The 12,723-nt window shown below is 46.0% G+C and carries 10 protein-coding genes; 3 read left to right on the plus strand and 7 right to left on the minus strand.

Features of this window, described 5'->3' with window-relative positions; all coding sequences use genetic code 11:
- Positions 1 to 23: 23 nt before the first annotated feature.
- From ACAM37_RS08570 to ACAM37_RS08585, 4 genes are all read right to left on the minus strand, one after another.
- Positions 24 to 935, minus strand: a complete 912-nt coding sequence (locus ACAM37_RS08570) for an NAD-dependent epimerase/dehydratase family protein (RefSeq protein WP_369626005.1) — start codon at positions 933 to 935, stop codon at positions 24 to 26.
- A 66-nt stretch (positions 936 to 1,001) separates the two neighbouring features.
- Positions 1,002 to 1,895: a carboxylating nicotinate-nucleotide diphosphorylase gene (gene nadC / locus ACAM37_RS08575; protein ID WP_369626006.1), complete on the minus strand. Its 894-nt coding sequence runs from the start codon at positions 1,893 to 1,895 to the stop codon at positions 1,002 to 1,004.
- Positions 1,896 to 1,957: 62 nt separating this feature from the next.
- Entirely contained in the window at positions 1,958 to 3,637 is a 1,680-nt protein-coding gene (locus ACAM37_RS08580) for a DUF3999 family protein (protein WP_065253727.1), read from the minus strand.
- Between the two features lie 561 nt (positions 3,638 to 4,198).
- Positions 4,199 to 7,327, minus strand: coding sequence for a DUF2339 domain-containing protein (locus ACAM37_RS08585; RefSeq protein ID WP_369626007.1), 3,129 nt, complete (start codon positions 7,325 to 7,327; stop codon positions 4,199 to 4,201).
- Positions 7,328 to 7,514: 187 nt separating this feature from the next.
- Between ACAM37_RS08585 and ampD the strand changes: the two genes are divergently transcribed.
- Both ampD and murJ read left to right on the plus strand, forming a co-directional pair.
- Positions 7,515 to 8,099, plus strand: coding sequence for a 1,6-anhydro-N-acetylmuramyl-L-alanine amidase AmpD (ampD, locus tag ACAM37_RS08590; protein ID WP_369626008.1), 585 nt, complete (start codon positions 7,515 to 7,517; stop codon positions 8,097 to 8,099).
- A gap of 171 nt (positions 8,100 to 8,270) precedes the next feature.
- Positions 8,271 to 9,857 (plus strand): murein biosynthesis integral membrane protein MurJ, encoded by a 1,587-nt coding sequence (gene murJ / locus ACAM37_RS08595; RefSeq protein ID WP_369626009.1) that lies wholly within the window; start codon positions 8,271 to 8,273, stop codon positions 9,855 to 9,857.
- Positions 9,858 to 9,990: 133 nt separating this feature from the next.
- Here the strand turns inward: murJ and fur are convergent, their stop codons facing one another.
- Positions 9,991 to 10,428 carry a ferric iron uptake transcriptional regulator gene (fur, locus tag ACAM37_RS08600; protein ID WP_099833444.1) on the minus strand — a complete coding sequence of 146 codons (438 nt, stop codon included), beginning with the start codon at positions 10,426 to 10,428 and terminating at the stop codon, positions 9,991 to 9,993.
- A 322-nt stretch (positions 10,429 to 10,750) separates the two neighbouring features.
- Here fur and ACAM37_RS08605 point away from each other — a divergent pair, with 322 nt between their 5' ends.
- A complete protein-coding gene (locus ACAM37_RS08605) occupies positions 10,751 to 11,134 on the plus strand; it encodes an outer membrane protein assembly factor BamE (protein ID WP_227522670.1) in 384 nt (127 codons plus the stop codon).
- Positions 11,135 to 11,220: 86 nt separating this feature from the next.
- Here ACAM37_RS08605 and ACAM37_RS08610 read toward each other — a convergent pair whose 3' ends face one another.
- Together ACAM37_RS08610 and ACAM37_RS08615 are read right to left on the minus strand one after the other, a co-directional pair.
- Positions 11,221 to 11,496, minus strand: a complete 276-nt coding sequence (locus ACAM37_RS08610; RefSeq protein ID WP_007115779.1) for an RnfH family protein — start codon at positions 11,494 to 11,496, stop codon at positions 11,221 to 11,223.
- Complete coding sequence (locus ACAM37_RS08615; protein WP_099833443.1) at positions 11,493 to 12,584, minus strand: hypothetical protein; 1,092 nt, start codon at positions 12,582 to 12,584, stop codon at positions 11,493 to 11,495. Before ACAM37_RS08615 ends, ACAM37_RS08610 begins: the two co-directional genes overlap by 4 nt.
- Between the last annotated feature and the right edge of the window lie 139 nt (positions 12,585 to 12,723).

Genomic DNA, 12,723 nt, shown 5'->3' on the forward strand with positions numbered 1-12,723 from the left:
TTGTTGAAACCCACCACCCATCACTATTCGCCTAAACTCGACAAAATATACTGATAGCCTGACTGCCAATCTGGGTAGTTGAGCCAAGTAGCTGGCAAGTTAGTGATAATGCGTTTGCCCGTTGTTGGCTCCATACAGGGCAGCGATAAGCTCAAGCCCTGTGCAGTCGCCAAATAGTTTAGCACAGTATAGAGCGGGACTGGCGCGTTATCTGTCGCCAAGTAAACTGGCACGGTTTCACCTGCATTGATGACAGTGACAATGATGCTGACTAAATCTGTATCCATAATACGATTAGTCCATGTGTTACTCGGATAATCGCTCGCCCTATTTGGCGACTGCGCTGCTAACTGTTTTGCCATGGTCAGTAGACGCAGTCGTGACTGCCCATAAATCCCACTTGGGCGAATGATAACGCTCTTATCTTCAAAGTGCTGCTGCAACAACTGCTCAGTCTGCAAAATCACTTGAGACGTTGCACTCGCTGGCGCGAACACAGGCGTATTGATATCAATGATTTCGCCCGCGTTTTGTCCGTAAACGCCTGTCGAAGAAATAAATATCACACGCTTGAGGTTTGGCAGATGGTCACCCAATCGCACCACATGCTCGGCAATCGCATAATAACTGTCACGGTAACCTTGTAGCGACACGGTATCTGGACTGACAATGATACAGATTTGGCTAATTTGGCTTGACCATTGACTTAGCTGCGCAATGGCTAACGTGCGCGCATCACTGGCAACAAAATGTAGATTTTCCTGATATAGATTATCATTATCGGGCGGCAGCTTGGCTGTCACGGGGCTGCAGAAAGCCAAATCTGTAGGCGTGGAGCGGCTGACACCAATCACGCAATGCCCCTGCGCCGCTAATTGCTTAGCAACAGGTAAACCAATTTTGCCCAGTCCAATCATTAAAATGGTTTGCATCATGCTATGACCTATCGTGAATGGCATTAAAAAAGCTGACTATTTTTAATCGATGTATTTTTAACCGATTTATTGTTGAAAACGCATCGATAAATCAATGGCTTTAATATGCTTCGTCAATGCGCCCATTGAGATAAAATCCACCCCGGTTTCTGCCACTTGGCGTAGATTGGTAAGACTAATATCGCCTGAAGCTTCAAGCTGGCAAGGCTTGCCAAGACTAGCAACTAGCTCGACCGCTTTTTGGGTTTCTTCAATGGTAAAATTATCGAGCATCACGATATCGGCATTGGCAGCGATGGCTTGATGCAACTCATCAAAATTTTCTACTTCAACTTCCACTGGCTTATTGGCAATCTGACGCGCCTGACTGACTGCTTGGGCGATACCGCCACACGCCATGATATGGTTTTCTTTTATCAAAAAGGCATCGTATAGCCCGATACGGTGATTATTGCCGCCGCCACATAGCATGGCGTATTTTTGCGCATGGCGTAGCATTGGCAAGGTTTTACGCGTGTCTAACAATTTGGTCGGTAGTTCTGCGATAACCGCCACATGGTTGGCAACCACAGTGGCAGTGGATGATAAAGTCTGTAAAAAATTGAGCGCGGTACGTTCACCCGTCAGCAGTGCCCGGGTGTTACCGATGAGCGTCACCAAAACTTGATTGGCTGCCACAGCATCACCGTCTTTGACTGCCCAATCAAGCTGCATGTTGGGGTCAAGCTGGCGAAATACTTCATCCACCCATGCCTTGCCCGCGACTACCATCGGTTCACGACAAATAATCGTTGCCGTATCGCGCTGTGTGTCAGGTATTAACTGGGCATTAATATCCCCAGTCGCGATGTCTTCTTGCAGCGCAAGTGCGACTTGTTTGGCGATTTCAATACGTAGTAGTGAGCTAATGTGCGGCGCGGTGGTCGAGGTGTCACTAATGGTTTGGCTAGCAGCAGGCATGCAAATAATCCCTTATTTTTGATGGGGTATTTTCGATGAAGTATGTTTGATTGTATTATCGCTTATTCTTTGGGGGCTTGGGTAGTAGTTTGTTGATATAAACGCAGGGCAATCAACGCCAAAGCCGCTACAATCGCGGCGAGCACACCCCACAGTGCCCATTTTTTGTAGCGTTCAAATGACGCGTTGGGATTGTTCAATGCCTCGATATTTTGCATTTGTCCTTCAACGGTATTGCCGAGGCTGGTTAGTTGTTGGTTGGAGAGAGTGATATTGGGTTGTTGTAATACACCTGGCTCGTTAATCACCAGTCGGTAAGGCGCTGTGCCTTGTGCTAAAAAGTACATCTCATACATGGGCGTTAACAGATCAACTGGTAAATCATCTTGCTGCATTTGACCGCCCAATTGCAGCGACTTGGTCAACGTGGGTTGCCAACTGACCGTGGTATGGTTTTTATCAATTTGTGAATTGGCTAGAGTTTTATCCTCACTTACATTAGCGGTCTTGTTGATTTTAGCCAATTGATTGGCTTCTTGCTCAGGTACGTTGATGCTCACTTGCCACAGCTGATTTTCGGGGACAAAAAAACTCACCCCTGTGGTCAACATGGGTTGAGCAAGGCTAAGCCGCCATTGGTTGGCGTTATCTTTGGTTTTTGAAAAATTGGCGCGGGTCAAGAAGAAACTTGCCTCACTCACCATGCGATTTAAGCTTGCTGCCTCAAGATTGATAGGCTGATTTGCCACCACTTGCCAATACCGATAATTGGTTTGCTGCGGCTCGATGGCAATAGCATTGCCTGTCGCTATCGGCTGATTGGTACCGTCAGCTTGCGGCGCTACCATTTGGCTATGTTGAGTAGCCTGGCTAGGTTGACCACGTTGGCTAGAGTCAAAAGGGCTGACCACCGTTTGGCTGACCATCTGCCAGCTTTGCAAGTCATCACTGCCATAAATTTGCAGTTGTAGTGGGCGCTTGCTGGGCTGGGCTGAATTCACGGGTAAAAATTTTAGCCAAAGATTGACTGCTTGCGCGGTTGATAAAGTAGATTGATTTTTGGCAAAGTTGGGATTGGTTAACCACCAAGTTCTGACTGGGCTATTGGTAACAGCGGCGACTGGGTTTGAAGGTAAATTACTAAGGTCAATGTTAATCGATTGTTGGTTGTCTGGGTTATCAAGCTGTACGGTCAACGCATGGCGTAATTTTTCCACCGCATTGGGGTTATCCGTCTCCACGCTCACTACTTGCAATACTTGATTGACGGATGATTGTTTACTGACCGGGCGAATCGCCATCGGCATAATATGACCTTTGGCATCAATCAAGCGGTAATTTTGTTTATCGCTAATAGTTGCCCCATTTTGCTGCATGATTAAAGCTAACAAACTGGGCGTTAACGACGAAAATTTTACCAGTTGGGCACTGTTAGGGTTGTCATCTAGGTTTTCGACCGGTAAATCAATATCGATTGCAAAGCTATTTTGCAATGCCTCAAAGCCATAGTTGATACTGTCAGTGTCATGCTCTTGCTCTGAATTGTCAACGATGGCGGGCGCTACCGTGGTCGTGTTGGTTTTTTGCGAAGCAACAGTGATGGATGCCGTTTGCGTGGGATTTTGGGCATCTGCTTGTGTGTAAATGATAGCTATCAACAATAGCGGCGAAAATAAGGTTGCCGATAAAATACAGGCGCGGTGTTTGGCTAATCTTACGTGACAGTGCTTATTGTTTTTCATTTTAGCTTCATTGTTACTTCATTTTAGCTGCATAGCTACTTGATAATTTATGTTGCTTTATAACTTAGCAAATTGCGAAGCACATTGACAAAACCCCGACCTACCAGATTAATCATCCCAAGAAGCAGCGTAGCGTGTGTTTGGGTATCAACATAAAGCCATCAGTTGCAGTTAATCTAAAAAAATTTAAAAAAACCATGGCCTCGCATTGTAAGCATCAGTAGACAGTAACAACATTAATTTTTTATGTTAGAAACGCGATAAGTGTTTTTCTAACTTATTGATAGTAATTAGATTTATACTTTAATTGCTGTTGCACTTTGCCCTATAAAGATATTAACAATACCCATTCAAAACTTCTATACCGTGCTACAAACCACTAACAAGAGAACCGATATTTTGGATAAATTCTAGCCAGATGTTACAATTTAAAGACAATTAGGCAGCAAGTCTTTGTGCATTTAGCTAAGCCCGCCTGCCGTAAATACGAAAAATAACCCACGTTATTCACGAGCTTTAGCAGGGGTCTACTTATCTTTTTTTGGCTGCATTGGGTTTGTCTTACTTAAGTTTATCTGACTTGAGTTTACCTGCCTTAGGTTTACTTGACTTAGGCGGTAAGGGTGCAAGATAGCCAATGACTAGCATCAACAAGCCTGCCCCGATAAAAGACACCACACGCAGTACCGCACTGGTATTCGACATATCAATCAATACCAACTTGGCAACCACAATGGTCAATAATGCGATACCGGCAAACCATACCAAGCGAATGGCTTTTTTGTTTGCCAAAAACATCAATACCATCGCAATTACGGTCCATAAGATAGTCAGCCCCGTCTGTACCATACTGACTGACCAAGCACCATGTTCCCACGTCGGCGTGCCCCAAACGCTGGCAAACCCACGCACCAACATACTGCTGACTGTCACAAATGCCCCTAGACCGCAAGCCACCGAAACGATAGTACGATAGTTGCTATCAACTTTGAGTGCCACATAAGATTGGTACATTAAAATGCTGATTAAGGTCAAATCCAGCGGATTGAGCAGGGGCAGATAAACACCCAATAGCTGACCGTCTAACGAGAAATTGGCAGATAAACTCCAAATAAAGGTCATCGGTACCAAAATATAAGCGCTGTGTTTCAGTAGCGTATCAACCTCTAACCAACCAAGCAAACGACCACCAAGCGCCTGCAATCTTGGCAGCAACAACAAACTCATCAAACCAAGCACAGCCAGCACGGTCGGTAAAATAGTGATAATGGCTCGAAGCTCTTGGGCATGCTGCCAATAGTTAAATGGCACTTGTTGCAGCATCCAAGTTAGCATGGCAATCAGTACCAAAAACCAAACGAGCGCGTCAAATCTTGTATCGAGTCGGTCGCGGTGCCAGCGACTAAGCAGCCACGCGCCTAGCAATTTTGCGATGGCTAAACAGCCGAGCATGGCGAGCAAATAACGCCCCAACCCGCTAAATGCTTTGATGTGATAATCGTTTAAGTCTACAACCGTCTCGACCTTAACGTGGGTGAGACAGACTAGCACCCAACTTATCATCGCAAACGGTAAAATCAAGCGACTCACCTTACGCATACTGCGCCAAACAAAACGCTGATGAATCAGCTGTCCCACAATTAAAAATACCGCCATAGCCACGGCAAGTTTGATACTGGTGGTTTTGCCACCGTTGTTCCAAAAGGGGTCAGCGGATAAAATCGCCGACAGATACAGCACAAACCCAACAACCACAAGCGCGGTGGTAACAAAGCTGTGACTGGCATTATCAGCAATTTGTTGAACCCTTTTAGGCGTGGTTTTGACTGCCGCAGGTTGAGTTTGAGGCTGAGTTTGAGGCTGGGCTTTAGCTTGGAGTGTGGCTGCCGTTTGGGGTGTGGCTGCCGCGATATTGCCCCTACCATGACGCAAAATAAAAGCAGACAGCAGCACACACGCTGTCAATACGGTCAGTGGCAAGGTGGATGAAGCAGCCACTATAGACATTTGGTGCGGGACAGATAATTGATCCAGTAGCCCATACCAATGCCGCATGAGGGTATCAAAGCCCACCAATAACACGATACTAAAGCCTTGCAATGCCAACCCAAAATATACCGTCCAGCGTCTTTGGGTACGCGCACCGAGCCACACCAATGCAGCACCTTGCACTGCCCAACCGATACTAATCCATTTGGCTGATAGCGCCAGTGGTATCACCAAAGCCAAAAACCCACAGCCGAGTGCAAGGCTGGCTTCAATAAGTAGCTCAAAGCTGTTATCAAATTGGTTGTTGGCTTGTGGGTCGCCTGCGATGCTACGGCGATGATGTTTGAGCAGCCACAGTCCTAAATTCAAATAAATAGCCGATAACGCACTGCTCGCAAAGGCCAGATGATAAGGCAAATCATTGAGCAAGCTTGCCATCAGCCCAAACCCTAGTAACGCTGTACCAAACAACAAGCCTGAATCTATCGATAGAATCGGGCGTTTGGCTAACCCCCTGTTCATTTGTAGCAGCGTTTGGTTATAGCTCACGACCTGCTGAGAGTATCTAACTGCAATAAACAAATACAGCGCCATGTGCCCAACCAATAACCCCAGCAGTTGCCAGCGTAATGACAGCCAGCCTGCACTATTGGCACTAAATGCACGAAATCCCCACACATAAGCAAGCCCAAAGGTCACTGCTAGGCTGAGCGCATTGAGCAATTTCCAAGTGCGATAATGGGCAATCACCGCAACCGCTATATTGAGTAATAAATAATAACTAAATAACATCACCACACTACCGTCAGGTCGGCTGACCAGTATCGGCGCAAAAAACGCCCCACCGAATGCCAAGACCGCAAGCGGCAGCGCATTTTGCCACACCGAAAACATCACTGTTAACCCTGCCAGTAACGCAAGCACGCCGAAGGTTAAGGTTGATGGTAGTAGTCCATACAATTTAAAACTTGCAAACACCGTCAAATAAATCACCGCAAAGCCGACACCTTGCAAAGTCAACCCATAACTGCGTTTTTTGGCAGTGGTGCGATAACCGACTACCGTTATTACCAAGCCACCTAACGCTACCAGCGCCATGCGCACAGGCATCGATACCTCAATATATTGGCTGGCAAGTTTGAGTAATAACACCACGCCTACTAGCAATACCAGTGCACCCACACGCACCACCAAGTTCTCCCCAAAAAACCATTGGGTGGCACTTGCCCAAAGCGATGTCACAATATTGGTAGCGCTTTCATCATCTTTTAAAGAAGGAGATGATGGCTGTGATACGCTAGGTTTATGCGGTGGGGCTGCGTCATTCACTGACGGCGGCGTTGCCGTTGGCGGAGCTGAACTAGTCGAAGCGTCAAGCGTATTCGCCATTGGCAAAGAGTTTAATGTTGGGAGTGGCACTGGAAGGGGCGCTGAGACTGGAGCTTGACTGATGGACTGAGTGATAGGGTCAGTAATAGGTTTAGTGACAGGCTGATTTTGGCGAATATCGCTTGCCGATTGCTGGGTAGATGATGGCTTTGCCTCGCTGCTTAGGATATACACAGTTGCCATAACGTCAGCGAGTTGTTTTTGCAGGTTGTCGAGCTTGGATTCAAGTCGGGTAATTGCTTTTTGTTGGACAAAAATTTTATAAAGCGCTCCCACCACTGCCAGTATCAACGCCGCTATAATCGTATCCATCAGATGTCCTACCCTTGTTGTCAGCTTAGCGATAGCATACCATTTTTTTTCCAAATTGCTTTTTTTTAACTGTGTCTTTCGGTTAAGGTGAAGATAAGACCAATTTTATGCTAAATTAGCCACAGCATTGAGTAGCGTTTTACCAACTATTTTAAACACCATTTGGATGATTGGGCGGGGTATAGTTATGTCGGGATTTAGCATTGAGCAGGGTTTGTTAAGCCCATGCGAGTTTGTGGCGTCACCCAATTTTGGACAACGCCCCGACCCTAACGATATTCACCTGATTGTGATTCATAACATCAGCTTGCCGCCCAGTGAATTTGGTGTAAAAAATGACCAAGGCGAGCATTTTGTTCGTGCATTTTTTCAAAATCAGTTAGACCCTAAAGCTCATCCGTATTTTGCAACCATCTATCAGCAGCAGGTCTCCGCGCATTTGTTTATTGAGCGCGATGGTAGGGTCACGCAGTTTGTGAGCTTTGATGAGCGGGCTTGGCATGCTGGCAAATCTAGTTATTTGGGCGTGCCAAACTGCAATGACTATTCGATTGGGATTGAGCTGGAGGGTGATGATTATAGCGAGTTTGATGATAGGCAATACCAAGCGTTAAGTGGCGTGATTGCCGCGATTTATCAAGCTTATCCCAAAACCATTAATCATCTAGCCGGTCATAGCGATATCGCGCGCGGTCGCAAGTCCGACCCGGGGCTGTATTTTGATTGGGTGAAACTAAGAAAAATGGTCAATAGAAGTGAAATCAACCATTAAATGCCGTTAGATGACTTTCAAAAATTTATCGTATGGCAATTTTGTAGGATAACGATTTTGTAAGATGACAATTTTGCAAGATAAAAACTTTGTAAGATAATAGCGCCCAAATCAAACTACAAAATTCAATTAGCACACCCACTTCTCGGCAAAACTTGCAGTGATTCTTTCATGTCAAAACTTATCAAATCCACCGCTATTATTAGTTTTTTTACCTTATTTTCACGTATCTTGGGCATGATTCGCGACATGGTATTGATGAGCGTGTTTGGTACGGGTGGCATGATGGATGCGTTTTTGGTGGCATTCAAATTGCCCAATTTTTTGCGGCGGCTGTTCGCTGAAGGCGCTTTTGCCCAAGCTTTTGTCCCTGTACTATCCGATTATCAGCACCAAGCCCAAAATAACGACATGACCGATAGCAAAAAAGCCTTGCTCAGCATTCAAATTCTTATCAGTCGGGTGGCAGGTACGTTATTGTTGATTCTATCAGGCTTAACCGCCGTGATAGTCATTTTCGCGCCTGCCGTGATTGCTGTGTTTGCGGTCGGTTATCTGCATGAGCCTAGCAAATTTGTAACGGCAGTTGAGCTACTTCGTATCACTTTTCCTTATTTGTTATTTATCGCCATGACTGCGTTTGCTAGTAGTATTTTGCAAAGCGTGGGGCGGTTTGCCTTGCCTGCCTTTGCACCGGTGCTTTTAAATGTGTGTATGATTGCGGGCGCGATTTGGGTAGCGCCGCTGCTTGCCAAGCCAATTTTGGCAATCGGTTATGCAGTTGCGGTGGCAGGTTTGCTGCAGCTATTGATTCAATTACCGCAATTGCACAGCCATCAGCTGCTGGTGATGCCAAAGGTTAGCTTTCGTCATCCTGGCGTGCGACGGATTTTAAAACTCATGCTCCCTGCGCTGTTTGGGGTCTCGGTCACCCAAATCAATATGCTGGTCAACACGGTGCTGGCTTCAACCATGGTCGATGGCTCGGTCTCTTGGCTGTACACCGCAGAGCGGATGAGTGAGCTGCCACTAGGACTGATTGGGGTGGCGATTGGCACGGTGATTTTGCCCAGTCTATCCAAAAGTATCGCAAGCGACGACCATCAACAATTTGGACACACCCTAGATTGGGCGACGCGATTGACGGTGTTGGTCGGTGTACCTGCATCCATCGCGCTTGGCATGATTAGTAATGTGCTTATGATATCCCTGTTTGAACATGGGGAATTTGTGCGGCAAGATGCCATGATGAGTGGGCTTGCGCTACAGTGCTTGTCGGGTGGGATTTTGGCATTTATGCTGATTAAAATATTTGCCCCGGCTTTTTTTGCCCGTCATGACAGTCGCACCCCTGTCAAAGTCGGTGTGATTAGCGTGATTGCCAATGTCGTGCTAAGCCTGGTACTGGCTGGGTTATTTAAAAAGTGGCAAATCGCACCCCACGCCGGGCTAGGGCTTGCCAACACACTGGCGTCTTTTATCAATGCGGCGCTGTTATATTTTTATTTACATACCCAAGGTATTTACCGGTTTGGTGCGGCTTGGCGACGATTAGCGGTTATCTTTGCCATCGCAAATGGCGCAATGGGATTGGCACTTGCTGCTGGTATTCATTTTTTCCCGGTTACCGCGCATCAAGGTATTCGTATTGTTGCGCTATTAGCGCTGTGTGTGTTGGGCGCTGTGGTGTATGGCGCAGCGCTACTAATCGCTGGCTTTAAACTATCAGAACTAAAACCGCATCATAGCATTCAATAAACAATAGAAAATAGACGACGGGCAAAAAAAACGGCTAAATAAAATTTATCTAGCCGCTTTTTTAATTGATTTTTGTGACTGATTTTTGCAAGTGAGATTTTTTAACCTATTCATCTATTAAGGCGCCAAGGCATTAGCGTTTTACTGAATTTTGGCAGTCTTTATTATCACAAATTCCATATAGTACCAGCGAATGCCCTGATAGGGTAAAGCCAAAGTCTTTGGCGACTTTTTCTTGCAGCGCTTCGATTTCTTCATTGTGAAATTCAATGATTTTGCCGCATTGGTCACATACCAAGTGGTCATGGTGCTCATCTTTGGCGATTTCAAATACCGACAAGTTGTTTTCAAAATTGTGACGCTCGACAATCCCCGCTTGTTCAAACTGGGTTAACACGCGGTAAACAGTCGCAAGCCCCACGTCTTCACCGTGCTCCATCAAGGCTTTATACACATCTTCCGCGCTCATGTGATGGGATTCGGACTTTTCTAATAATTCTAAAATTTTCAAACGCGGTAACGTGACTTTCAAACCGGCACGACGCAAATCTTGGTTGGTAAAAGACGACATATAAATCCTTACACCCTATCAGGTGTCGCTTATAAACTGAAAATTATAACTATAATAACAAATTCGATAAAATCCCACAGTAAAAAAACGTGACATCACTGGCAAAAGCGCCCGTTGAAAGATAACGGGCGAATGCAGACTATAGACAAAGTACGCCAACCACTAGAACGCCAAATACCAAAACACCGCGGCGTTTTACACCCAAACATTAACTGTATGTAAAATAATTTAAATTTTGCGGTCAATAGGTAGGCAAAAAAACCCAAATCACGTATGATAAGTCGTAAATTTTATCGTTCACCATCTCAAAGCGGTTTGACAAATGACATCTATCACAACACTATCAAAAAAACTGGCAGTCCTGCCTTTGGTTGCCGTAATTAGCAGCGTCAGCGTATTACCAGGTTGCTCATGGTTTAGCGTGTACAAAATCGATATCCCACAAGGCAAGCCGATTCATGAAGACAAATTAAGCCAAGTGCAAGTGGGTATGAATGCCAATCAAGTGCTGTATATACTAGGTAGCCCAACCTTTAGAGACACCCTAAATCCAGTACGTTGGGATTACCTGTATGATTTTACCCCAGGTACTAACGCCAAACGCGCCAACAAGCCAGCGATTCATAACGCCCAACAATACGCCAAAATTTATTTTGACCAAAATGGTATTGTCACCCGTATCGAGCGCCCAGCGGTGACTCAGTAAGTTTTTTTGACTAAAAAAGCCAATCATTGCCGTGATGCTGTGATTGGCTTTTTTTGTGAGATACACAATAATACCGACTCACACCCTCATCGGTTGGATTTTTTGGACAGTAATTTGCGTTTGTTTTGCGGGTCGATGGTCAAAGGGCGATAGATTTCGATTCTATCGCCTGTGTTGATCGCACTTTGCCAGTCTAATTTATGGGAAAAAACACCGACACTATAGCTAAAAATCTGCGGATACTGCTGTTGCCAACCTGTGGCATTGACTGCATCAATCACGCGGCTATTATCGGCAAGTTGCAGGGTTAACCGCAACTGTGTTTGGCTATCAGGCGCAAAGGCTATATCAACAGTAATCATTTTGCCAATCCTAGCACCCACCCCACCATCGCCAAAATCACCGCCAATGGCACAATAATACGCACCGCAATGCGCCAAAGGTTATATAAGCCTTCTGAGCTAAAATTCAATGATTTGCGCAAATGGCTGATTTTCATTTGCCACCCTGCAAATACGGCTAGCCATACCGCCGTGACTAAACTTATTACAATAATTAGCTGATTGAGCCAAGCAGTTGGCACCATGGTTAGCGCAAGACTAAGCACCGCCAATACCACCAATGCCAAAAAGTTAAATTGCTGTTGTTGCCAGCGTAATGACACTTGATGGGTCAAGATATGCAGTAAATACGCTGCCCCTGCCAGCATCGCCAATGCATTCAGCACTGCCGCCATCGCGCTGTTTGGCGATAAAGTCATGGCAATCAGCGCACCCGCTAGTAACTGAAAACTCCACACCGGTAATACATACCGACTCGCGGATTCGCGTACTTGATCTGTCGCCGTAGTGTTCATCGTGAGCATTTGGTGGGTGCGCGCATGCCAGTATAATCCTGTACCTGCGCCAACACAGACCAGCGCCAACACGACCGCCCCCGCCCACTCCGTCAAGGAGGTGGCTGTCATCTGCCACGCCACAAACCCACCCTGCATGACATTGACCACCAACGCGGCAACGGCAAAACCGACCGCCAACCAACCTGCCAAATGCTTGATAAAACTCAAACCAATCACTATCAGCACCATGATGGCTAACAAGGCAGGCAGAGCAATATTGCTCACCAGCGGATGGATAATCTCGCCACTACTTGCTAGTAAATGCCCCACAACCGCCATCAGCAGCACAATCGTCAGCCAACCAAACCCGCGCCAGACCGTTGACACGTCAGCTTCACGGGTCAGTATGGGCAGACCGACCAGCGGTGACGTACCACTACGATGCGCCAAACCAATCTCTGCAAACACCAATGGTAACCCGACCAAGGTCATCGCCACTAGCCACAACAACCAAAAATCAATCTGCCCAATGTAGTCACGGCTAAACCAAGTAAAAACCAGCAGCGGCAGCAAGCTTGCTATCAAAATCGGCTGTAAACGATTAAATGGCATGGTGTTGGATTCCTTTGTAGCGGTGGGTTGTCGTCATAAAATTATTTGAGTCGCTTCGCTAAAGTGACTTAAAAAAATGACTTAAAAAAAATGACTTTGAAAAAACTGACTGTAAAATTCAACAGTGCAAAACTAAATC

The organism is Moraxella sp. K23, from assembly GCF_041154765.1.
Taxonomy (GTDB): Bacteria; Pseudomonadota; Gammaproteobacteria; order Pseudomonadales; family Moraxellaceae; genus Faucicola; species Faucicola tetraodonis.

Bases quoted from the DNA above. Each gene is read 5' to 3' on its own strand.
- ACAM37_RS08580 (WP_065253727.1), bottom strand. From the start codon at position 3,637: ATGAAAAACAATAAGCACTGTCACGTAAGATTAGCCAAACACCGCGCC.
- ACAM37_RS08615 (WP_099833443.1), bottom strand. From the start codon at position 12,584: ATGCCATTTAATCGTTTACAGCCGATTTTGATAGCAAGCTTGCTGCCG.
- ACAM37_RS08605 (WP_227522670.1), top strand. From the start codon at position 10,751: ATGACATCTATCACAACACTATCAAAAAAACTGGCAGTCCTGCCTTTG.
- fur (WP_099833444.1), bottom strand. From the start codon at position 10,428: ATGTCGTCTTTTACCAACCAAGATTTGCGTCGTGCCGGTTTGAAAGTC.
- ACAM37_RS08585 (WP_369626007.1), bottom strand. From the start codon at position 7,327: ATGGATACGATTATAGCGGCGTTGATACTGGCAGTGGTGGGAGCGCTT.
- murJ (WP_369626009.1), top strand. From the start codon at position 8,271: ATGTCAAAACTTATCAAATCCACCGCTATTATTAGTTTTTTTACCTTA.
- ACAM37_RS08570 (WP_369626005.1), bottom strand. From the start codon at position 935: ATGATGCAAACCATTTTAATGATTGGACTGGGCAAAATTGGTTTACCT.
- ACAM37_RS08610 (WP_007115779.1), bottom strand. From the start codon at position 11,496: ATGATTACTGTTGATATAGCCTTTGCGCCTGATAGCCAAACACAGTTG.
- ampD (WP_369626008.1), top strand. From the start codon at position 7,515: ATGTCGGGATTTAGCATTGAGCAGGGTTTGTTAAGCCCATGCGAGTTT.
- nadC (WP_369626006.1), bottom strand. From the start codon at position 1,895: ATGCCTGCTGCTAGCCAAACCATTAGTGACACCTCGACCACCGCGCCG.